Source organism: Allobaculum sp., assembly GCF_047010065.1.
GTDB classification, from domain to species: domain Bacteria; phylum Bacillota_I; class Bacilli_A; order Erysipelotrichales; family Erysipelotrichaceae; genus Allobaculum; species Allobaculum fili.
Window position 1 is genome coordinate 1 of sequence record NZ_JBKXLD010000028.1, and the last position, 23,051, is coordinate 23,051.

At 51.6% G+C, this 23,051-nt stretch carries 14 protein-coding genes; 10 read left to right on the plus strand and 4 right to left on the minus strand.

Features of this window, described 5'->3' with window-relative positions:
* Positions 1–308: 308 nt before the first annotated feature.
* From ACLUYS_RS03965 to ACLUYS_RS03975, 3 genes are all read left to right on the plus strand, one after another.
* Positions 309–7,271, plus strand: coding sequence for an NPCBM/NEW2 domain-containing protein (locus tag ACLUYS_RS03965; protein WP_412659163.1), 6,963 nt, complete (start codon positions 309–311; stop codon positions 7,269–7,271).
* A gap of 376 nt (positions 7,272–7,647) precedes the next feature.
* A complete protein-coding gene (locus ACLUYS_RS03970; protein WP_412659164.1) occupies positions 7,648–8,667 on the plus strand; it encodes a glycosyltransferase family 2 protein in 1,020 nt (339 codons plus the stop codon).
* A 134-nt stretch (positions 8,668–8,801) separates the two neighbouring features.
* On the plus strand, positions 8,802–9,560 hold the full coding sequence (locus tag ACLUYS_RS03975) for an exodeoxyribonuclease III (RefSeq protein WP_230266643.1): 759 nt from the start codon (positions 8,802–8,804) through the stop codon (positions 9,558–9,560).
* A gap of 315 nt (positions 9,561–9,875) precedes the next feature.
* Here ACLUYS_RS03975 and ACLUYS_RS03980 read toward each other — a convergent pair whose 3' ends face one another.
* The 3 genes from ACLUYS_RS03980 to serC are packed head-to-tail and all read right to left on the minus strand — an operon-like array spanning position 9,876 to position 13,368.
* Complete coding sequence (locus ACLUYS_RS03980) at positions 9,876–11,117, minus strand: DUF1015 domain-containing protein (RefSeq protein WP_230266644.1); 1,242 nt, start codon at positions 11,115–11,117, stop codon at positions 9,876–9,878.
* Positions 11,117–12,289 (minus strand): phosphoglycerate dehydrogenase, encoded by a 1,173-nt coding sequence (locus ACLUYS_RS03985; RefSeq protein ID WP_230266645.1) that lies wholly within the window; start codon positions 12,287–12,289, stop codon positions 11,117–11,119. The genes ACLUYS_RS03980 and ACLUYS_RS03985 overlap by 1 nt, the downstream gene beginning before the upstream one ends.
* Positions 12,286–13,368 carry a 3-phosphoserine/phosphohydroxythreonine transaminase gene (gene serC / locus ACLUYS_RS03990; protein ID WP_230266646.1) on the minus strand — a complete coding sequence of 361 codons (1,083 nt, stop codon included), beginning with the start codon at positions 13,366–13,368 and terminating at the stop codon, positions 12,286–12,288. Before serC ends, ACLUYS_RS03985 begins: the two co-directional genes overlap by 4 nt.
* A 557-nt stretch (positions 13,369–13,925) precedes the next feature.
* Here serC and ruvA point away from each other — a divergent pair.
* From ruvA to ACLUYS_RS04025, 7 genes are all read left to right on the plus strand, one after another.
* Positions 13,926–14,525 (plus strand): Holliday junction branch migration protein RuvA, encoded by a 600-nt coding sequence (gene ruvA / locus ACLUYS_RS03995; protein ID WP_230266647.1) that lies wholly within the window; start codon positions 13,926–13,928, stop codon positions 14,523–14,525.
* Positions 14,526–14,902: 377 nt separating this feature from the next.
* On the plus strand, positions 14,903–15,934 hold the full coding sequence (gene ruvB, locus ACLUYS_RS04000; protein WP_230266648.1) for a Holliday junction branch migration DNA helicase RuvB: 1,032 nt from the start codon (positions 14,903–14,905) through the stop codon (positions 15,932–15,934).
* A 183-nt stretch (positions 15,935–16,117) separates the two neighbouring features.
* Complete coding sequence (locus ACLUYS_RS04005) at positions 16,118–16,621, plus strand: hypothetical protein (protein ID WP_230266649.1); 504 nt, start codon at positions 16,118–16,120, stop codon at positions 16,619–16,621.
* A gap of 214 nt (positions 16,622–16,835) precedes the next feature.
* Complete coding sequence (locus ACLUYS_RS04010) at positions 16,836–18,461, plus strand: single-stranded-DNA-specific exonuclease RecJ (RefSeq protein ID WP_288340230.1); 1,626 nt, start codon at positions 16,836–16,838, stop codon at positions 18,459–18,461.
* 225 nt (positions 18,462–18,686) lie between these two features.
* The gene (locus ACLUYS_RS04015) at positions 18,687–19,208 is read left to right on the plus strand and encodes an adenine phosphoribosyltransferase (protein WP_288340232.1); all 522 of its coding nucleotides are present in this window, start codon (positions 18,687–18,689) and stop codon (positions 19,206–19,208) included.
* Positions 19,209–19,595: 387 nt separating this feature from the next.
* Positions 19,596–21,809: a RelA/SpoT family protein gene (locus ACLUYS_RS04020; protein WP_230266652.1), complete on the plus strand. Its 2,214-nt coding sequence runs from the start codon at positions 19,596–19,598 to the stop codon at positions 21,807–21,809.
* Positions 21,810–22,107: 298 nt separating this feature from the next.
* Positions 22,108–22,572 (plus strand): hypothetical protein, encoded by a 465-nt coding sequence (locus tag ACLUYS_RS04025; protein ID WP_230266653.1) that lies wholly within the window; start codon positions 22,108–22,110, stop codon positions 22,570–22,572.
* A gap of 137 nt (positions 22,573–22,709) precedes the next feature.
* Here ACLUYS_RS04025 and ACLUYS_RS04030 read toward each other — a convergent pair.
* Positions 22,710–23,051: hypothetical protein (locus ACLUYS_RS04030; protein ID WP_412659169.1), on the minus strand; the 342-nt coding region annotated here is incomplete at its 5' end.

Here is a 23,051-nt window from a genome sequence, read left to right on the forward strand (position 1 = left end):
GTCCGAACAAAGGGTTCTCTCTAATTATCGTGTCCTTGACATGGGGTACACTTCATTTCACTAAAGGGATCTGTTTTCTGCTATTTTTTAAAGTTAAAATGTAAAGGATATCATTCCACTTTCCCTAAGATGTAAATCAAGAATGAACAAAATCCAGCGTTTTTGGCAGACATGTCTATTCATATTGAAAAAGTATTCGGGCTGTTTTTTTCTTTTTCAGGCAGTCTCTGTTCGGGCAAAATACAGAGAAAACCGCAAAAGAATATGGATTTGAATGTCGAAAACCGGAGAAAAAAGAAGGAGTAAAAATGAAAAAAGCTGCTAAGCTGACCAGCGCGTTTCTTTCGCTGCTGCTCGGCGCCAGTCCGCTGTTAACGACGACCATCCCGGCCGTAGCCAACGAAGCCAGAGCCGGGCAGGATGACGCACTGACCGGCGAAGTTATTGACGTCACGGAATACGGTGCGGATCCGTCCGGATACAAGGACAGTTCCCCTGCCATCATCGAGGCCATTGCTGCGGCCAAGGAAAAGACGGATGCAGGCGAGTCTGTCACGCTTTCTTTTCCAAAGGGCGAATACAATTTCTACCCGGACAAGGCCACGAAAAAACTGCTCTACCTGTCCAACACAACCGGTGCGAATACCAGCGCATCGCAGCGCACCATCGGAATCTGTATTGAAGACATGCAGAACGTTACCATCGACGGCAACGGTTCCCGTTTTGTTTACCACGGCAAGATGACGCCGTATGCGTCGATTTCTTCGGAAAATGTCGTATTCAAAAACTTCAGTATCGATTACGCGGCACCAACCTGTCTGGAAATGACTGCGGTTGTGGTGGACCAGGCTGCAAAAACGATCACGTACCACATTCCGGAAAGTCTGACCTACACTCTGGATGGAACGAACATCAACTGGAGTTCAGACAAATCGCCCTATACCGGTCAGCCGTACTGGACTCAGGCGAACTCATACAGCTATACCCAGAGCTTTGACGCGGTAAGCGGCGATGCGTGGCGCGGAAGTTCGGATCCTCGTTCCGGTGCTTCAAGCATTGAAGATCTTGGAAACCACATGCTTAAGATCCACTATTCTTCCATGCCGGACATTCCGGCTGGCCGCGTTTATCAAACCCGCAACACGCTGCGCGATCAGACCGCAGGAACGCTGGCGTATTCCAAAAACGTCACCCTGCAGAACATCGAAGAAAACTACGTTCACGGTTTTGGCATCATCGTGCAGATGTGCGAAGACATTACGCTGGACGGCGTTATCTTCGATACGCCGGACAACTCCGGACGCGCAACGTCCTCAAGTGCCGATGACATCAACATTTCCGGTGTCAAAGGAAAAATCACGATCAAGAACTCCCGGTTCCACAATCCGCACGATGACCCGATCAACGTGCATGGAACATTTCTGAAAGTCACAAACGTAGATGGAAACAAAGTCACCGTGGAATACCAGCATAACGAGACATCCGGTTTTCCGAACTACTTTGTCGGCGACAAGATTGAGTTCTCCGAAAAGGGAAGCATGGCGCCAGTAGCCAATTCTACCCGTACAGTTACGGCAGTCAGCTCTCCGGATGGCAAAGGCGGCTGGATCGGAGAAAATACCGGTTCTCTGGGCCGCATCGTCCTGACGCTCGATGAGGCGGTGCCCGCTGGCATTACCGCCAACAACTACCTGACCGAAAACATTTCCTATACGCCGGATGTCGACATTCATGACAACGTCTTTGACGCCTCGCCGACGCGCGGAATTCTCTGTACGACCCGCGGCAATGTCCAGATTCATGACAACATGTTCAACCGCATGAACATGGCGGGCATTTACATTTCCTGTGACGGTCAGTCCTGGTATGAATCTGGCCGTTCGACCAATGTGAACATCTATAACAACACATTTATCAACGGCAACTCACAGGACATTTTCATTGATCCGACTAACCCGAACGTTTCCAAGGACAAGCCGGTTCATCACAACATCAACATTGAAAACAATACGTTCTATACCGAAGGCCATAAAGTACTGGATGCTAAGAGTACCGAAGGCATCACGTTCAAGAACAATACCGTTCTTCGCTCGCAGCCGTTCTCTTCGCTCAGTTTCACAACCACAAGCGATGAGATGACAGTGGGCGATACGATGGTTCCGACAGCCACAATGGGAATGAACAAGTATACTTCCAACCTGTTCTCCTTTAACGGCTGCTCGAATATTAAATTTGAAGGCAACACCTATGATCCGCAGCTGCGCCCGGGCATTGACTTTGGCGGAGGAACAAATGCGGCTGACGTCACATCCACCGACCAGACCAGCGCGTCTCTGAACCAGAACCTGCCGGAAGATGCCAAAGCCTACTATCTTTCCAGCGATCCATCCGTGATTTCCACCGATGCCGCCGGCAACCTGATTGCGGAAGGCCCAGGTGAAGCCACCATTACCGGCTATGTCATCAGCGGAACCCGTAAATTCGAGATGGGAAGCAAAACCATCACCGTTACCGGCGATGCGTCCACATCGGATGCGACGATCGCCGTATCCAGCAATAAAACGGTCCTCAACGGCGGAGAAACCGCCAAACTGAGCGCCACAGTAACCGGTGCTGAAGAAGGAACGAAAGTTTCCTGGATCGTTCGCGACGCCTTTACCGGACAGGAAACCGATGGGGCAACCATTACCGAAGACGGCACCCTTACCGCCGGCAATGCAACATCCATCGTCCGCGTAACGGCAAAAGCTGCAGGCACTTCCGCAAGTACCTTGATCCAGATCAATGGTGCGCGTGAATACAAACTGAGCGATGCGCTGAGCGTTCTGCACGCAGCCGAAAGTGATTCGGACCTGTCGCGTGTCGTTTATGGCGACGGCACGATCAAAATGCCTCTGCTTCCTGTTGGTCTGTATCAGCAGCAGGCCGCTGCACATACGCTGGGAACGGCAGTACCAGAAGGTATCGATAAAACAGACTTTACTGTAACAGTAAAAGCCAGCACGCCAGACGGCAACGGAAACTGGGGCTACAGCGGCCTGTATCTCTTTAAGGATCAGGACAATTACGTCTCAGTAGAAAAGAAGAGCCGCGACGGCTCGAGCAATGTCTCCGAGCGCATGGCCATGGTCCGCGAAGTCAGTCAACATGCAGCGGAAACGTGGAATGGCGGCACGGAAGGCGACGGTGAAAACCTGAACACCGCTGCGGATGTATGGTATCGAATCGTTAAGAAAGACACTACGATCGAAGGCTACTACAGCAAGGACGGCGAAACCTTTAACAAGATCGGTCAGGTAGACGGCGCATTCCTTGGAGATGACTTCAAGATTGCACTGGCGGCTGGATCGAACGCTGTCTCGCCTGTACCGTTTGTTACCTATTCCGGACTCACCGTAACGAGCGGCGAGACGGTGAAGAATATTGCGCTTACACAGGAAAATACGCTTCCTGCTCTGACTTTCGCTTCGTGCGCACTGAACGGCAAGACGCTTTCCGTCAGCGCCGAAGGCCAGAGTGCAGGTACCGAACTTGCTGTTCTCTGGGAAAAGGCAGACAGCAAAGACGGTCCATGGACACCGGCCGATTCGCTGACCGGAACTACGCCGGCGGTCGGCAACAGCCTGGCGGGCAAATTTATTCGCGCCAAAGTCTATCAGAAAAAAGGTTCGGCTCTGTCTGCGCCAGTAACAACCGCAGCGGTACAGACAGAAGCGAAACATACCGTAACGATTAATACGCCTGCAGAATCTGTCAAAGCAGGAGAAAACGCGACCTTTACCGCTACGGCTTCGGATGAAAATGCAAGCATCGCCTGGAGTGTCTGTGACGCCTTTACGGGTCAGGCCACAACGGCAGCCACGATCAATGAAAGCACCGGTGTGCTGAGCGGCGTTTCCAGCGGTCTGGTTCTTGTTACTGCGACGACGGGCAGTGCGAGTGCAAGCACGCTGGTAAAAATCGAAAAAGAAGCCTATGGACTGGCCGATGGCGTAACGATCGCACATCGAGCAAGCGCAGACTCCTCCGCTTCGGGTATTGTTCCAGGTGAATCCGGACTGAGCATGGCTCACTGGCACTTTGGTCTGTATCAGCAGCAGACTCCGGGTCATGTAGTAACGTTTGAACTCCCAGATGGCGTTGATGCTGAGCACTTCTCCATTGATGTCAAAGCAAATGCGCCGCAGGGCTCCGGCTACTGGGGTGCGAGCGGTCTCTACCTTTTCAAAGATGCGGACAACTATATTTCCGTGGAACGAAAGAGCCGTTCAAATACAAGTAATGAACGAGAAGTCATGGCGCTTGTACGCGAAGTAAATCAGAGTGCAGCTGAATACTGGGATGACGGCAATGTAGATACCGCTCCAAGCATGGCCCACATAGATAATGTCTGGTATCGCCTCAGTCGAGACGGCAGTACGATCAGAGCCGCCTACAGTACGGACGGAACTACCTTCAAGACGATTTCTTCCAATACAGACACAAGTTTCCTCGACGGTGAGAGAACCATCGCTCTGGCCACAGCGACTGGAAACAACGACAGTCATCCGGTAACGACGTTCAGCGATCTTTCCATTACCAGCAATGGCGAGACCAAAGCCTTTGCCCTGACAAGGAAAGTTGAACTTGCCGCACCGACTTCAGTTTCGGTTACGGACGATGAAGAATCGCAGACTCTCCATGCATCGGCAAATACAGACAGTGCCAATGGTTCGATTTCCTACGTATGGCAGAGCGCCGGCAGCTTAGACGGTCCGTGGACGGTTGAGACCGGCCTGCATGGCGACAATGCGCAGTACGATGACAAACTGAATGGAAAGTATCTGCGTGTTCTCGCCTATACCGTTGAAAACGGCATCGTAGGTCCAGCAGCAGAATCGGCTGCGGTACTCATTAAGAACGCTCAGGAAGTGGAAAATCCTGCAGCAACCAAGGAAAGCAGTGAAACACGTCTTGGCAAAGCCCAGGTCAAAGTCGCTGACGCAAAAGACTTCAGCAGTCTCGAGCTTTCCCGTCAGTACTGGTATCTGTTCGCGGATGAAGATCAGGAGACGATCTCCTATGACTTCGCAGCCCTTGCACCGGATGCCAAAGTCACAGTCAGCTTCAACAACAAGCCGGTCGATGCCAAGGCGGATGATGTAAAACTGTACGCCGGCTTCAACCTGTTCGAAATTTTCGTTACCGCTAAAGACGGAACGATTAAGGATTACCGTCTGCAGGTATTCCGCTCCGGCGATGGCGACCAGTCGGTCAAGACCCTTATAGTCAACGGTGCAGAAGTCGCAATTCCAGAAGACGGAAAGGTTCGCGTCGATGTCGATTCCACGGCCACAAGCGCGGCTATCGAAGCCGAAGCGAATTCGAAGCGCAGCACGATCGAATACTTCCTCGATGGCAAGAAGCTCGACAACCCGATGATTGACCTTAAGGACGGTCCGAATAAAGTGATTGTCGTCTGCCACAGCGAGGCACTCCAGATGCCGAACTATGTCGAAGTCAACGTCTACAAAGCGACAAACGCAGACTGCAGCCTGAGCGGCGTGGATTTCGGAGCGAATGCGTCCCTTACCGAAACCTTTGATCAAGCCGTTGACACGTATACGGGTTCGCATTTCGGTCTGCTCATTCCGTTCACTTTCACCGCGACCAACGCCAATGCGAAAGTTGAAGTCTTCAAGGGCGACACGCTGATTAAGAGCGGAACCGGCAGCGTAACCTGGAATACAAACGGCTCGGCTGAAGATCCAACCGAGATCAAAGTCAAAGTCACCAGCCCCGATGCGTCGGCGACCAAGACGTACAGCTTCACCCTCACGCCAGCCGACGGCTATTACGCATCGGAACTGCCCTGGACGAAAGCCGAAACCGGCTGGTCCGGTCACAACCCGCAGCGTGATCTCAGTGTGGAAGGCAATGTGCTGACCCTCTTTGACGGAACGAAAGATGTTACATTCGCCAAAGGGATCGGTACGCATTCTGCCGCGAGCGGAGATGTAGATATCGATATCGATCTGAGCGGCAAGCAGGGACTCGATCACTTCTATTCCAAAGTCGGACTGGACAAGGAAGCCGCTTCGGCCAGCCCGAAAGTCAAGTTTACGGTTCTGGCCGACGGTGTAGAACTTGGCTCGGTCGACAACCAGACGCGTGAAATGAAGTACGGCGAAATCGACGTGGATATTCCAGCCGGAACGAAGACGCTGACGCTGCGCGTTACCAACCGCGCGGACGGAAACTCCAACTCGCATGCCGACTGGGCTGAAGCCAAACTGACGAAGAAAGCGGAAACCCCGCTCCATCTGAGCGCTCAAATTGATCCATCCTGCAGCGGAACCGGAACGGTGACTGCATCGGAAGGCGATCTGGCCGCCGGTCAGTGGGTAACCGTCAAAGCGGAAGCAGCCGAAGGATCCCGTTTCGTTCGCTGGACCAAAGCCGATGGAACGGAACTGAGTACGGATGCGGAATACACGTACCAGATCGCAGCCGACACCGCTTCGATCCTGGCCGTATTCGAAAGCACAGACGGCAAGCTCCCGGCTCCAACAGGACTGACGGCGACGCCGTCCCGTGAAAACGGTGTACTGGGCGCTACCCTCAGCTGGAATGCGGTAGAAAACGCAAATGGCTACACCGTAGGCATCACCATGCCAAACGGCATGCATTTCGAAATGCCGGGAAGCGAAACGTCCATGCCGACCGGTCTGACCCGCAAAGGTACCTGGACCTGGACCGTTACTGCCAACGGCAGCGAAGAATCCGGAACGCTTGACAGTAAACCTGCCGAAAGCAAGATTCAGGTTATCGGTGTAACCTTCGATACGCAGATTGAGGGCGAACAGAGCAGTGAAGCGCTCTACGTTGCCGGATCCCCTGTTGAAAAACCGGCTGATCCAGAACGCGAAGGCTATACGTTCAGCGGCTGGTATACCGATGCGGATTGCCAGAATGCGTTCAGCTTCGAAACCGAGAAGCCGGCAGCCGAAACCACGCTTTACGCGAAGTGGACCAAAGACGAAGAGCCGACACCGGAACTTGACTGGACGCTTCTGAATGCGGCGATCGATAAGGGCAATGCGATCAACGCAAAACTGGCATCCTACTCCGATACCGGCAAGAAAGCCTTCACCGATACGCTGGCCTTGGCAAAACTGCTCAAAACCAGTAAGAACACAACGCAGCAGGAGATTGACGCAATGGCTAAAGATCTGGCTTCCAAAGAGCTGGCTCTGCGCCTGACGCCCGACAAGAGTCTGCTGACGAAGTAATTCATTCGTGCTTACCAGACGTTCTGGAGGATTTAGACTTTTTCCACCACTTTTGACGAACCAGAATGTCTGAAGCAAATTGCGGCGGTTCACGCCTGCAGAGAAAACTGCAGGACGAACCGCCGCTTTTCTGTATCCAAAAAGAGAAAGGAAATTGACGGCGTCTTTCTTACGATTGCCGGGAAATCTGCCTTAGAAAAAGCGGATATTGTAAAATGAGACAGAGAATCGCAAAGCCGGTTCAAAATGCGACAAAACAGAGCCCTCCTGCTGCAGCTGCTTCTTCGGATACCGAAAGAGCATAAGAATATCCGGTATCCGGGGAAGATTTGGGAACGATAGGATCTGTGTTAAAATTTTCAGGTATAGGTGATATATGTATAAAATTTGTATTATCGTGCCCTGCTACAATGAGCAGGCCATGATCCCATTGCTGTATGAAACGCTGGTGAAGACGACCGACGCCATTGAAGGTCATACTTTTGAGTTTCTGCTGGTAGATGACGGATCCAAAGACAATACGATGAAGGAAATTCTGGAGATCGCCAAAATCGATCCGCGCGTTCGCTACATTTCCTTTTCCCGCAACTTTGGCAAGGAAAGCGCCATTTACGCCGGTCTGGAAAACTCAGACGGCGATCTGACGGTCATCATGGACGCCGACCTGCAGGATCCGCCCGCACTGCTTCCTGAAATGATTGATGCGATCGAAAAGGAAGGCTATGACTCTGTCGCTACCCGGCGCGTGACCCGAAAAGGCGAGCCGAAAATCGTTTCCTTTTTTGCGCGCCGTTTTTATCAGCTGATGAATCGAATGAGCGATGTGGACATGGTCGACGGCGCCCGGGACTACCGTATGATGAACCGCGAATTTGTGAACGCCATTCTGGAACTTGAAGAATACAACCGCTTTTCCAAAGGCATCTTTGGCTGGGTTGGATTCAAAACCAAATGGCTCGAATACGAAAACATCAAGCGGGCAGCCGGCGAGACCAAGTGGTCGTTCTGGAAGCTGTTTAAATACGCCATTACCGGCATCGTTTCTTTTTCGACCGTTCCGCTTCAGTTTGCGGCAGCTTTAGGCGTACTCTTTTCCTTAGTAGCGTTTGTGATGATCATCGTGATTGTCGTGCGCAAAATCTGCTTTGGCGATCCGGTGCAGGGCTGGGCGTCTACGGTATGCATAATTATGCTGATTGGGGGGATTCAGCTGCTTTCGATCGGGGTGCTCAGTCAGTACATTTCCCGCATGTATCTCGAAATCAAGGATCGTCCGATCTATTTGTGCGCCAGAACGAACCTCGATGACGATGCGCCCGCGTCGGCTTTGCATCATGGCCGCCGCCGTTCTGTCCGCCTGTATGCGGATCGAGAGGATTACGGATCCGCGCCGTAGCGTGCAGATCAAAAAAGGATACAGGCAGGAGAAGCGGATGCAGACGATACGGTTAGACCCGCTGATCCAGCGAACGAATAAGAATCCTGAGCTTTCCCTAATAACGGAAAGCTTATAGAAAGAAGGGTAAAGTGATGGAACTTCTTACCTGGAATGTGAATGGAATCCGGGCTCTGGCTCGAAAGGGCCTGGAGCAGATGCTGGATTATCTGAATGCGGACATTGTCTGCTTTCAGGAAATTAAGGCGACGGAAGATCAGATTGAACTGAATCCTGATCTTTATCCGTATCAGTACGTGAATTCAGCCGTAAAGAAAGGCTATTCCGGAACGATGATTGCCTCCCGCATGGAAGCAAAAAAAGTCGTCCGGGGAATCGGGATCGAAGAATTCGATCAGGAAGGCCGCGTGATTACCGCATATTTTGAACACTTTGCGGTCGTCTGCGTTTACGTGCCCAACTCGCAGGAAAATCTGAAACGAATCGACTACCGTCTTCGCTTTGACAAGGCGTTTACCGACTATCTTCGCTCCATCGATCTTCCTCTGTTGGTGTGCGGGGATTTCAACGTTGCGCGCACTGCGCAGGATATCTGGGATGAGGCCGATGGAGAAGGAAGCGCCGGCTATTCTGAACAGGAAAGAAACAGTTTTGAAACGAACTACCTGTCCGATCTGGCTGACGTGTACCGCGTTCTGAAGCCAGAGGGCCGCGATTATTCCTGGTGGTCCTACCAGAAACGCAGCCGCGATCGCAATGCCGGCTGGCGAATCGATTACTGGCTGGCTTCCAGGGACCTCATGGACAAGGTGGAGGACATCGAAATTCTTGGTGATCTGTACGGCAGCGATCACTGTCCGGTTCTGCTTACGATCGATCTTCCAGAAGAATAAAGGCTTTTTCTCAGCTGAGATTTCTTCTGTTCGCCTGCCGCGAGCGGATTTGCCAAATCAAAAACAGACGGCCCGGTCTGACAGGACAGTCAGCCGGGCCGCTTTTTGATGGCGTTATGAAATACAGGGCGAATGGAAAGCGTCGGAAAAGCCAAAATCATGGCATCCGTTCTGGTGTATTGAAAACTGGTCCAGAATGTCGCTAATCGGAAATGAAAACTGATCCAGAGAGAGAATAAAGGAAAAAGCCTGAGAGGCTGCATGAGCAGTTTCTCAGGCTTGATTTTTAACAGATGAATTTCAGGAGGGACAAATTCAGGAATCGGATTCGTCTTTGAAACGGAGGCGCTTGCCTTCCAGGTAGTAGCGCTTTTCCTGAGCATGACCCATAGAGAACGTCTTACGCGGAAGCGAACCGTCGGCTTCGATGGTTTCAAACAGGGAATCCCGTTCGATTTTTGGAAGGAAGAATCCGATGGATCCATCCTGCGAGGCCAGATCTTCGAGATCTTTTTCGCCATGGATGTAATCGATCGTTCCTTCGTTTTCGGCCAGCCACTCGTCCAGCTGCTTCTGAAGCACAGCCAGAGGAAGCGGGGAAATCGCATCGTCGAGAACGATCGTACCGTTTTCGCCCCCGGCTGCCCATTCGATGGGGTAACCGCCCTGAGCGGGTGCTTTCTCGTTGAAATAAGCGATCAGCCCAGCCGGATCGGTATTTTTGATGATGCGGTGAATCGGTTCGAACTTCTGGGCTTCATCCTGCAGGTTTTCCAGTTCGGCTAAGGCGAAACGGGCCGGATGAACGCGCTTTTCTTCTTCTGTAAGTGTCGGCTTGATTTCTTCCCAGATCGTTTTGGCAGCGGCAAGAGAATGGTTTCCATCGCCGACCGCATAAACGAGCGGATTGGGCAGGGAAGAACGGGTTTCGTATTCGGAAATCCAGGCGCAGACGAGATCTTTTTCTTCGCCCTGAATGATGCGTCCAGTGATGTGGCCGCCGTCTTTCATGAGGTCAAAATCGTAAAGAACCGGCAGAGTTTCCCGAATGGCGTGAAGCTGCTTGAACAGCGCGTCTTCGGCATCGTTCTGAAGCAGAAGAATGTGCGGGAATTCAAGAATGGCATCGCGGCGAATCTGGGCACGCGGCGGAATGCGTTCCAGAATCGTGGCTTCCGTTGCACGGATCGGACGATCCGTCGGGCAATGGTAGTCGTATTCTTCGAGATCAAGCGCGCCGACCAGACCTTTACGGATCGAACCGTCGACGAGCGTACGTTCTACATAAATCAGGCAGTCCCTGAGTTCTTTGAGCACGCCGTCGTTTAAGTAGCTCGACATGTTCTGGGCAATTGTTGCCTGATGGGCTTCGCCCTGTTTCGTTTCCAGCCAGGCTTCCGGGAGGATCAGATTCAGCGTACTTGGGGAATCCTGGATTGATTTCGCCACCGAGTTCCAGTATTCGGGATTGCTGGAATACTGGTCGCAGGCGACAACCGCCCAGTCCCTGAAGTTGCCGTTGGCCGGAATGAGGATATCAGCAGAAGAGAAGATCATTACTTCGCATCCTTTTCAAAGAGGTTTACGCGGATGACTTCATCCAGGCTGCGGATGGCTTCCAGGGATTCTTCGGTCGGTTTTTCTTCGAGATCGAGAATGGTGTAGGAAATGTTGCCGCGGGATTTGTTCAGGAGGTTTTCGATGTTGGATCCGTTTGCGGACAGGATGTCAGTCATTCTGGAGAGCACTTTCGGCTTGTTGGAATGGATGACGCCGACACGGTACGGCATTCTCAGTTCGAGAGATACGTTTGGCAGGTTGACGGAGTTGATGATGCTGCCTTCTTCGAGGTAGGCACGCAGTTCCTTTGCAGCCGCAACGGCGCAGTTTTCTTCGGATTCAGCCGTGCTTGCACCGAGGTGCGGCAGAGCAATGACACCAGGATGTCCGGCGAGCTTGGCGTCTGGGAAGTCAGTTACGTACAGAGCGACTTTTCCGGAATCGAGCGCTTCGAGGATATCGTCATCGTTAACGAGTCCGCCGCGCGCGAAGTTCATGATTTTCACGCCGTCTTTCATCTGGGCGATGGTTTCCTTGTTGATCAGGCCGCGTGTGGAATCGAGCAGCGGCAGATGGAGGGAGACGAAGTCGGCATCCGCAAGCAGATCTTTGAGATCTGTCTTGTGCTCTACCCAGCGGGAGAGTTTCAGAGCGGATTCAACGGAAAGGTAAGGGTCATAGCCCATAACGTTCATATCGAGATGGAGCGCGGTGTTGGCCAGCTTGCTTCCGATGGCGCCAAGACCGATGACACCGAGTTTCTTTCCGGCGATTTCGTTGCCGGCGTATTTCTTTTTCTGCTTTTCTACGTCTTTGGCAAGCGTTTCGCTGCCGGCCTGGGTGTTAACCCATTCCATACCGTGATACAGATCGCGGCTGGCGAGAAGCAGTCCGGCAATTACGAGTTCCTTAACGGCGTTGGCGTTGGCACCCGGCGTATTGAATACGGCGATGCCGCGTTTTGTGCATTCGTCAAGATCGATGTTGTTGACGCCGGCGCCGGCACGGGCGATGGCTTTCAGTGTTTCTGGATAATCCAGGTTATGCAGATCCGCACTGCGGACCATGATGGCGTCCGGGTTGGCGGCGTTGGCTTCATACGTGTAGGTTTCGTCAAATACTGCGGTTCCTTTGTCCGAAATCGCGTTCAGTAAAGAAATGGTTCTCATACGTGTTCCTCTTCAAATGCTTTCATAAAGTCGACAAGGGCTTTTACGCCTTCTACAGGCATGGCGTTGTAAATGGAAGCGCGCATGCCGCCGACGGTACGGTGACCTTTCAGGTTTTCAAAACCGGCTTCTTTGGCTTTGGCGATGAATTCTTTATCGAGTTCCGGATCGCCGGTTACGAACGGGATGTTGACCAGGGAACGGTCTTCTACCGCTACCGGGTTAGAGAACATCTTGGAGTTATCGAGGTAGTCATAGAGAAGGCCGGCTTTTTCCTGATTGATCTTTTCCATGTTTTCCAGACCGCCGATCTGTTCTTCGAGCCATTTGCAGACAAGGCCGACCATGTAAATGCCGTATGTAGGAGGCGTGTTGTACATGGAATCGTGGTCTACGTAAGTCTTGTAGTCGAGCATGGCCGAAGGAATATCGTCGCGCTGCTCATCGAGCAGGTCTTTCTTGATGATGACCAGAGTAACGCCGGCAGGACCGAGATTTTTCTGGGCGCCCGCAAAGATCATGTCATACTGGGTGACATCTAGCGGTTCAGTGAAAATGCAGCTCGAAAGGTCTGCAATCAGACGCTTGCCTTCATGAGGCGGCAGATTTTTGTACTTTGTTCCGTAGATGGTGTTGTTTTCGCAGATGTAGACGTAGTCTGTATCCGGATCCAGATCTTCCTGGGTAATTTTTGGAATATATGTGAACGTTTTGTCGCTGCTGTCTCCGGCAAGATGAACACGGCCAAGTTTTTTCGCTTCTGCGATGGCTTTCTTTGTCCACTGACCGGTGTTGATGATATCAGCTCCGTTTTTGTTGAAGTTCATTGGAACCATGGAGAACTGAAGGTTTCCGCCTCCCTGCAGGAAGAGGATTTCGTAGTCTTCCGGAATGCTGGCCAGACGACGAATGGTATCTTTGGTTTCCTGAAGAATGGATTCGAAGGCCTTGGAACGGTGAGACATTTCCATCACGCTCATTCCAGATCCTCTGGCATCCAGCATTTCATCGGCTGCTGTTTTCAGCACCCATTCAGGCATACAGGCCGGGCCTGCAGAAAAGTTATACACTTTACTCATTTTGATCTCCGTTTCTAAATTTCCAGATTCCTGTATCGATCAGAAATCGTGTACAGCGTTCACGATTCGTGATCTCAAGAGGAATATGTAAGTTATATCACTCGAAGGGAAAGTCAAAAAATCTGGATCGGCTTTTTACTAAAATTCGCCTGAGAGTGTACGCAAATGTGAAAATTTTCATTTTTCCGGACTTGCTTTCTGAAAGAAAAATTGGTTCAGAAAACAGAGATGGCTTTCAAAAGGGCGAATCCAATACGAATCGGGCGATGCGTGCGGAAAATACGCCGCGTAACCGTCTTTTGCCTCGAATGAACGTCCATTCGCGTACAAAACAGAAAGAAAAACCGTGCTCTGTTCAGCCAGCGCATGCAGAAGCTGACAACCGCTCCATGCGCTCGTGTACGGCAAAAGGCTGCCGGAAAATGGGAAACGGCAGGCGGCAGTGGATTTGGTATAATGGGAAGGCTGGTCCGAGCGCGAAAATGCACAGGGAAATTCGGCGTATTGAGTCGAATGGAAAGCGACGGAAACAGCGAGAAAAACAGGGAGGAAGGCCTATGATTGGATATCTGGAAGGAACCGTTTTAAAAACGCGAAAAGACAGTCTGATTCTTCAGTGCGGACCGATCGGCTTCATCGTCTATGTGCCCGCGGCCAAAAGCTACGCGCCAGGCCAGGCTCTCTCTTTATATTGTTATCAGCAGTTCAAGGAAGACGATCAGTGCCTGTACGGCTTTGAAAGCGAAGCGCTTTACGATCTGTTCGTACTCCTGATTCAGGTCAAGGGCATTGGATGCAAAATGGCGCTCAACATGCTTGCCGCCTCGAATGAATCGTCCATTATCCGGGCGATTGAAAACGGCGATGCCGCAGCACTCAAAAAGCTGCCGGGCATCGGTGCCAAAACCGCTGGCCAGATTCTGCTCGATCTCAAGGGAAAAGTCGTTCTTCCCGAAGACAAGCCCAAATCCAAGGACAGTGCTGCTCCATCCGATCCCGTTGTCGCGGAAGTCAGCGATGCCCTGTTATCGCTGGGCTATCGTCAGCCGGAAATCGACAGTCTGAAGCTGAACGAACAGCTGGCGCAGTATCCGCAGACCGACGCGCTTTTACGCTTTGCGCTGCGTGAACTGGCGCGCAGAAAAAAAGGCGTCTGAGAGGCGCCCGGATCGTCAAGTCCAAACGCGTTTAACCTTACAACAATTTCGTTCTGTCTGAACAAATTTCTACCATATTTATTTATTAGGGATCCGTTTGATTTATTAGGGATCCGTTTGGGTCTCTCTTCATAGAAGGCCGAAAATGAAATCGGTAACATTTTCTGAATAAAAGAGCAGAGAGAAATCCAGAGGAACCAGATCCGAAACGAATCGGGTCCGAACGGAATCAAACGGTTCTGAAAAAAACGATCCGCAAAAGAATACGTACCCAAAAGAAAAACTGGAACGAATGGATTCCAGTACTCATAAAGTAAAGCCCCCGATCCGGCGCAGTTTCTGGCGTCTCGATCGGAAAGTGAAAGAAAGGAGGACCTATGGAAGAAGAACGTCTTGTAGATGCAGCCGAGCAGACCGAAGACAAAGATCAGGCGCTGCGTCCGGCAACGCTGGCGGAATACATTGGCCAGCAGGAACTGAAACAAAATCTTAACGTCTACATTCAGGCGGCCAGAAGCCGCAGCGAAGTTCTGGACCACGTCCTTTTATACGGACCTCCCGGACTGGGAAAGACGACCCTGGCGATGATCATCGCCCATGAAATGAACGGCAATCTCGTGACCGCTTCCGGTCCGGCGATTCAGAAATCCGGTGATCTGGCGGCGATTTTATCGACGCTGGAAGCCGGCGATGTGCTCTTTATTGATGAAATTCACCGCATTCCGCGCCAGATTGAAGAAATTCTCTATTCGGCGATGGAAGACTTTTATCTCGATATTGTGGTCGGAAAGGAAGGCGCTTCAGCCCATTCGATCCGTCTGGCTCTGCCGCCCTTTACGCTGGTCGGCGCAACAACCCGTGCCGGCGATCTTTCCGCGCCGCTGCGCGACCGCTTTGGCATCGTGCTGCCGCTCGAATATTACGCGCAGGCCGATCTCGAAAAGATCGTCAGCCGTACGTCGGGCATTCTCAACACATCGATTGAAGATGATGCGATTGGCGAAGTGGCCAGACGCTCGCGCGGTACGCCGCGTATCGCCAACCGCCTGCTCCGCCGCATCCGCGACTTTGCCCAGGTGTATAACGGCGGACACATTTCCCTTGATGTGGCCGGTGATGCGCTCGACCGCATGAAAGTCGACGATCTTGGTCTGGATCAGGTGGACCGCAAATATCTCGAAGGCATCATTTTCCGCTTTGGCGGCGGACCCGTCGGTGTAGAAGCCCTCGCCAGTTCCATTGGCGAAGACGCGGCGACACTCGAAGACATGTACGAGCCGTTTCTGCTGCAGACCGGTCTGATTAACCGGACCCCGCGCGGCCGTATTGCTACGCCGAAAGCGTACGCCCATCTGCACATTACCGAGTCGGCTTTGCACGACGAGGCAGAAGACGATTCGCAGGATTAAGGACAAATCCGGCGAATGGACAGACGCGGCAAATCTGTACTGGAAATCCGTACGGTCAATCCGTACGCTACCACCAGAACAGCCCATCTAACAAAGACAGAGTTTAAGAAGATCGCGCGGCTTTCCCTGCGCGTTTTCTTACGCTCTCTCACGAATTTTCCATACTGAAAAGGAGAACGAACTATGCGATCCGTTTCGCGGCTTTCCTCTACGCTTTCTGAAACCGCTCTGGCAGTTCTGCTCGTTTTGGGCGTGCCTTTGCTGAGCGCCTGCGGTTCGTCCAGACGGACCGTCAGCTGTACGCAGACCAACGAGAACGGAAGTCTTTCTCTTCGTATGAGCGCACCTTCCGAACAGAGCCAGGTCGAACTTCTGGAAATTACCATGAAGTATCCGCACGATTTCGATCAGCAGCTGACCGGCTATCGGGTCCCTTTGCAGGAAGGGGACAGCGACGGCTCCAAAACAAAAAGCGCGCTGATTGCGGATGCCCTTGCGCAGACGCTTGGCATTCAGGCCGATCTGGTCAAAGTGAAGCGAGAAGATGATGGCTATATCGCCAGCGCGACAATTCAGAACATCCCCGCTCTGTTTGCCTCCCTTGGTCTGAGCGCAGACGGACTCGATCTCGACGAAATTGAAGCCGCCCTCGAACAGGATGCGCAGTTTGCCTGTCTGCCCGAGTAGGATCGCCAGATCGGCAAAAGAAAAGCGGTGTTTAAACCATCGAAAACAGATGTACAGACCGATTTACGGGAAGGAGCAGCGGCTCTTTCCCGTTTTCCGCTTTACGCCCGACTGGCTTTCCAGAAAAGAATCCTTTCTTTTTCGCACCGAGCGTAGCAGCACGAATCGTCCGTTCGGGGTGGAGAAAAAGGGCGTGGATATAATGGAGATGCCTATGAAAAATGAAAAAACAACCGCGGGAACGGCAGATTTGTCCTCCGCCGCTTCCCATTCAGAACAAAGGACACCCGTTCTTTCGGGTCTGGCGTACAAGATTTTGAATCACGCCCATCTCGATGAAAAAGAGCGGGACGAAATTCTTCATCCCTCCCCGCTTCGTCCCGTCTGCACGGCTAAATGCATGCAGGACTTTGTAAAGCGTATGGAAGAGGCGAGAGAAAAGGGCCAGAAAGTGCTGATCGCGGGCGATTACGACTGCGACGGCATTATGTCGACGATTATTTTGTATCAGGGCCTGAAACGGTATGGCCTGGAAACGATGTACTACATTCCCGACCGCTTAAAAGAAGGATACGGCTTAAGTGAGCAGACCGTTGAAAAGGCAGCAAAAGCCAGCTATGACTTGATCATCACGGTCGATAACGGCGTATCGGCTGGTTCCGCGCTGGAACAAGCCAGAGAACTTGGCGTGGATGTGATCGTTACCGATCATCATCTGTACGAAGATGAACCGGACTGCACGCTGCTCGTTCACCCGATGAAAATGGGCGAAGACTTTGATGTATTGTGCGGTGCTGGCGTCGCCTTTGAATGCGTACGGGCGTTAGGCATAGAGGAAGAAAAATTTCTGATCTATGCGGCGGTCGCTTCGATTGCCGACTGCATGCCTGTCTTTAAGGAAACCCGATCGATTATTCAGGAAGGTCTCAAGGCGCTCAACGCCCATCACGAACCGCATTTTGATCCGTTCATTCGCTCCTATCCAGTGTGTGAAACGGATATTTCCTTTCAGGTTGCTCCTTGCATCAACGCCCTGGGCCGTCTGAGCGACCGGGCCAAAGTGAATACGTTTGTCCGCTACATGGAAAGCAAGAATCCGATCGAAATTCAGAAATACGCTGCGCGTGTAATGGAAATCAACGAAGCGCGCAAAGAAATGACGTATCAGGTGCAAAGCCAGGCGCTTGCGGAAATTAATCCGCTTTCCGCCATTCTCTTTGCGATTTCCCCGAATTTCCATGAAGGCATTATCGGTCTGGCGGCCGGCCGGCTGAGCTCCCAGTTCGATAAGCCGGCGATTGTCGGAACCTTAAACGGCGATGTAGCCAAATTCAGCATGCGCGCTCCCGAAGGCTATCACTGCCTGGAATTCCTGCAGAAATACGATGGCTTTCTTGCCCTTGGTGGTCACGCACAGGCAGCGGGATTCGCCCTGCCGGCGGGTAAAGTCGAGGATTTTCGAAGCTTTCTGATCAAAAACGCCTCCAAAATGGTGCGGACCAAAATGCCGGCTGAACCGATGGAAATCGAAGTGTCGGACATCACCGTTGAAAACATGGATTCTCTGCAGGCGATTCGTCCGTTTGGAACCGGCTTTAAAATGCCCGCATTTGAAATCGATCAGCCGCTGATTCTTAAAAGCTTCGACTTTTCGCAAGGCCGTCATCGCCGCTTTTATCTCGATGGCGGCATCAACGCGATTCATTTCAACCAGACCTCTACGGATAAGCTGGCCAAACAGGAAGGCATTGAAAAGCTGATCGGCTCGATTTCCATCTCGACCTGGAACGGTACGCGAAAAGCCGAGTTCATGATCGACGAAATCGTCTACGAAATCTGATCGGAAAAAAGTCGTTTTCTGCAGGAAAGCGTGTCGGTTTAAAGCGGCATATGTGCAAATTTGTGCAGAGATCTCGCAGCTGCAGAGCGCACTCGAAAAAAATACCGGTACAATCAGACTGTACAGAAGCTCAGAAATTCGGTACGCTTGATGTTCTGTTCCTCTTGGATGGAACAGTGTGAAAAAAGAAGAAGTGCTGCAAAGCAGCCAGGAGAAAATACAACTATGGATTTAAAAACCAGAATCGCTTCGATTCCCGGATTTCCAAAAGAAGGCATCATTTTCCGGGATATCACGCCGATCCTTGCCGATCCGGAAGCGCTCGCGCAGACTGCGACTGAAATCGGAAAATTTGCCAAAGAAGTAAACGCGGATGTCATCGTGGCTCCGGAAGCCCGCGGCTTCATGTTCGGCATTCCAGCCGCCATGGACGCGAAAATTCCGTTCATTCCCGTACGCAAACCGGGCAAACTCCCGCGTCGTACCATTACGGAAACATACACGCTCGAATACGGCGAAGATTCCCTGCAGATGCATGCGGAAGATCTCAAACCGGGAAGCCGCGTTCTGATCGTGGATGACCTGCTCGCAACGGGCGGAACGTGCGAAGCGATCGCCAGCATGGTTCGCAAGGAAGGCTCCGAAGTAGTCGGCTTCGCGTTCGTTGTCGAACTCGATGACCTCAAGGCCCGCGCGAAATTCGGCGATACGCCGGTTCTTTCCCTCGTTCACTACGAAGGCGAATAGACGGCCGAAAAAAGGACACGCCGATTTTTTAAAGCACAGGAAATCCGATTCTGAATTTGTTTTGAAAAGGGAAGAGGCTGGCCATATGTTGAAAATGTATAGGACAGGCATTTCCGATTGAAAAAACAAGTAAATCGAGTAAGCTTTTCCAAAAACGATTTAAAAAAACCAAGATTTCACATAATATGAAGAATAATCAGCAGCCGGGAAATAAATTCCGGCTGCTCGTTCATATATCCGTTTTAAAACGTGACAGAATTTTCTCATTCCAAAAACGGAAACGATTGACCATCGCTTTGGCTTACGGCGCTCCCAACGCTAGAGCAGCAAAGAGCGCATCTGTCATAAGGAAACCCGTACGAATCAGAAGATAAAAAGGAGGCACCTATGGCGACTAAACACAGCGTCACGATTGAAGAATGTATGGAACATATTCAGACCTACATTCATCGCAAAGAAAATCTTGAGCTGATCGAAAAAGCCTGGAAATTCGCAGATCATGCCCACGAGGGACAGAAGCGAAGATCGGGCGAACCGTATACGGTTCACGTCATTCAGGTCGCCGACATTCTGGCTGGACTGCACTGTTCGCCCAAAACCATTGCCGCCGGTCTGCTCCATGACACGCTTGAAGACTGCGATGACGTTACGTACGAAATTCTGGAACAGGAATTTTCTACGGAAATCGCCGATCTGGTCGAAGCCGTCACCAAAATTGGAAAGATCAAAAAGGAATTCAAGGACGAAAAGGAATACCAGGCCAGCAATCACCGCAAAATCTTTATCGCGATGGCCAAGGACGTCCGCGTCATTCTGATCAAACTGGCTGACCGTCTTCATAACATGCGCACACTGGAATACCAGTCCGAATCCGCGCAGAAGCGCATCGCCCGCGAAACGCTCCAGGTGTACGCGCCGATCGCCCATCGTCTTGGTATTTCGCAGGTAAAAAACGAACTCGAAGATCTGAGCTTCAAGTATCTCGATCCAAGAGAATACCAGAACATCAAGCAGCTCGTCGCCAACCGCGAAAGCGAACGTAACGAGCAGGTTACCGAGATGATCAACGACATCAAGACCATTCTCGACAATTACCATATTCCATACCGTATTTTCGGCCGCTCCAAGCACTTCTACTCCATCCATAAAAAGATGGTCACCAAGCACAAACGCTTCGAAGAAATTCTCGACTTGCAGGCGATTCGAATCATTACCGATTCCATCGCGCACTGCTACGAAATTCTCGGCTACATTCACGCCACCTATACGCCAATCCCTGGCCGCTTCAAGGACTACATCGCGATGCCAAAAAGCAACCTGTATCAGTCCCTGCACACAACGGTCATCTCCTCGGCATCCGGCAGCACGTTTGAAATCCAGATCCGTACCGAAGAGATGGATTCCGTTGCCGAAAAAGGTGTCGCCGCCCACTGGCTGTACAAGGAAAACAAGTCTGGCATGGACGAGGGGATGCAGACGAGGGAAATGGAAGACAAGCTTTCCTGGTTCCGCGATTTCTCCATCATCACCGACGAAGACAGTGAAGATCCGCTCGAATACATGAACACGGTGCAGAAGGACATTTTCGAAGCCAACGTCTACTGCTTCACCCCGCGCGGCAAAGTCATCTCGCTGCCCAGCGGGGCGACGCCCATTGACTTTGCCTATCGCATTCATACCGAAGTCGGCAACCATACTGTCGGCGCACAGGTCAACGGCGGCATCGTTCCGCTCAATACTCCCCTCAAAACCGGCGATGTGGTTTCGATCATGACCAACAAAGCGTCGGCCGGCCCTTCGCCCGACTGGATCAAGATCGTCAAGAGCGCCCACGCCCGAAACAAGATCCGTGCTTTTTTCCAGAAACAGGCGCAGAAAGACAAGCGCGAAGATGTTCGCAAAGGACAGGAAATGTTAATGGACGACATGAAAAAGGCCGGACTCGATCCGTCCATCGTCCGTACATCCAAGAAAATCGACTCGATTTTGCAGAGCCTTTCCTTTAAAACGAGCGACGACCTGTACGCGGGCATTGCCGCCAAACGCATTCCGACTGCGGTCGTCATTGAACGTCTGAACACGACTAAGGCGGCCGTCGATGACAACGAAGAAATCATCAAGCTGTTCTCGAAAAACGAGAAAAAGGAAAAAGTGTCCGACTGCGGCATCGTCGTACCGGGCATCGACACGATCAAAGTGTCCCTTTCGCCCTGCTGCTCGCCGATCCCCGGCGATGAAGTCGTCGGCTACATCACCAAGGGTCATGGCGTCAAAGTTCACTGCAGGGACTGCCCGAACATTGCCAAGGAGTCAAAGCGTCTGATTCCTGTCGCCTGGGGCGATAATCTCGAAGACAAAACGTATCCGGTTCACCTGCAGATCGAATCCAATGATCGCAATTATCTGCTTTCGGATCTCGTTACGGTTTTCCAGCAAAACGGCATTTCCATACGGGCCATCAATTCAACCGTCAATAGCGATTCGCTGACCGCGACGACCAAAATTGAAATCATGGTGCGGAATTCCGAATCTCTTGAACGTCTGATCGCCAATCTGCGCAAGGTTCGCTCCGTCCTTTCGGTCACCCGTGTCATCCTGTAAGCCGCTGCCCGCCCTGCACAAGAAAAGGCCATTGACCGCAAGATCGGACAGTTTGTACAAAACAGTTGAGCAATACTAGAAATTGATATCGACGGAAAGGTTTGTTTCGAAAATCGATCGTCATTCGATACAATACCCATATTGAGGCGGCGCTTTCAGAGAGTTTTCAAATCGGGCAGATCTTTCTGTTTCCGTGGGGCACTGGAAATTCGCAGTTCTGAAGGTGTGCGTCCCTTTGCGGCTTCTGGCTGCTTGACCGGAAAGCTCAAAAGGAAAAGAGAGACAGAAGGAGAATCGTATGTTTAAAAAACGTTTTGCTGCGGGTCTTCTTGCAGCAGGTATGCTGCTGGCAGGATGCAGCGGTTCCGGCGGTTCCGACGGCGCAAAAGCGGTTATGACCACGTGCACCGCAGAACAGGAAGGTCAGACCATTCAGGTTGTTCTGAACGCGCCCTCCGAAAACGCACAGATCAGCAGCATGGACATCGCCATTACTATGGACCTCTCGTCTGCGGGGGTTGACGGTGAACAGCTGATAGACCTGTATGGCAGTATGATTAAAAGCCAGGTAGCCCAAGAGCTGGGAATCGACGAAGAGGATCTGAACGTTACCGCGGACGGATCAAAGCTCAGTGTCACAGTATCGCTTAAGGATCCTAAGAAATTCTTCAGCAGTGTTCTTGGAGAAGAGGAAGTCAAAGACAGCGATCTCGTTTTTTCCACAGCCAAAGCACAGCTCGAAGCACAGTTCACCTGTGAATAGTTCAAAGCTTCCCGCTGTATGCAAAACCGTTTCTTCCTGTTGGGGAAGAAACGGTTTTTTGTGGACGCCCGCCCCTCTCACACAAAGCCGAACCCTCAGCAGAGCAGAAGAACAAAGGGGGAAAGTTTCTGGTGCGCTTAATATTGTGCGAAAGAACGAGCTCCATTTCGAAGACATCTTTTCCGCCCGGATTTTGCGCGCTCAAGATGAGGAAAGCTGAATAAAGCTGTACGAAACGGATGAACTTTAAGGGGAAAGAAGAATACTTTCAAAAAAAGCAAAATCATATTTCGATCCTTTTTGAAAATCGAGCCAGATACAGGTGTTCCATAAGGATTGAGTGCTTCCCCCCCCCTGAAAATGTCAAAACGTGCCATAGGGTATACTGGATTCAACCTGGATAATTTACCCTTCAGGAAAGAAAATGCCTGCTGGATCGCATGCGATCCGACAGGATAAGAAAACGCGACGAGAGGTAT

Excerpts from the sequence above, each read along its gene's own strand:
- ACLUYS_RS03965 (WP_412659163.1), top strand. The coding sequence starts at position 309 with ATGAAAAAAGCTGCTAAGCTGACCAGCGCGTTTCTTTCGCTGCTGCTC.
- ACLUYS_RS03970 (WP_412659164.1), top strand. The coding sequence starts at position 7,648 with ATGTATAAAATTTGTATTATCGTGCCCTGCTACAATGAGCAGGCCATG.
- ACLUYS_RS03975 (WP_230266643.1), top strand. The coding sequence starts at position 8,802 with ATGGAACTTCTTACCTGGAATGTGAATGGAATCCGGGCTCTGGCTCGA.
- ACLUYS_RS03980 (WP_230266644.1), bottom strand. The coding sequence starts at position 11,117 with ATGATCTTCTCTTCTGCTGATATCCTCATTCCGGCCAACGGCAACTTC.
- ACLUYS_RS03985 (WP_230266645.1), bottom strand. The coding sequence starts at position 12,289 with ATGAGAACCATTTCTTTACTGAACGCGATTTCGGACAAAGGAACCGCA.
- serC (WP_230266646.1), bottom strand. The coding sequence starts at position 13,368 with ATGAGTAAAGTGTATAACTTTTCTGCAGGCCCGGCCTGTATGCCTGAA.
- ruvA (WP_230266647.1), top strand. The coding sequence starts at position 13,926 with ATGATTGGATATCTGGAAGGAACCGTTTTAAAAACGCGAAAAGACAGT.
- ruvB (WP_230266648.1), top strand. The coding sequence starts at position 14,903 with ATGGAAGAAGAACGTCTTGTAGATGCAGCCGAGCAGACCGAAGACAAA.
- ACLUYS_RS04005 (WP_230266649.1), top strand. The coding sequence starts at position 16,118 with ATGCGATCCGTTTCGCGGCTTTCCTCTACGCTTTCTGAAACCGCTCTG.
- ACLUYS_RS04010 (WP_288340230.1), top strand. The coding sequence starts at position 16,836 with ATGAAAAATGAAAAAACAACCGCGGGAACGGCAGATTTGTCCTCCGCC.
- ACLUYS_RS04015 (WP_288340232.1), top strand. The coding sequence starts at position 18,687 with ATGGATTTAAAAACCAGAATCGCTTCGATTCCCGGATTTCCAAAAGAA.
- ACLUYS_RS04020 (WP_230266652.1), top strand. The coding sequence starts at position 19,596 with ATGGCGACTAAACACAGCGTCACGATTGAAGAATGTATGGAACATATT.
- ACLUYS_RS04025 (WP_230266653.1), top strand. The coding sequence starts at position 22,108 with ATGTTTAAAAAACGTTTTGCTGCGGGTCTTCTTGCAGCAGGTATGCTG.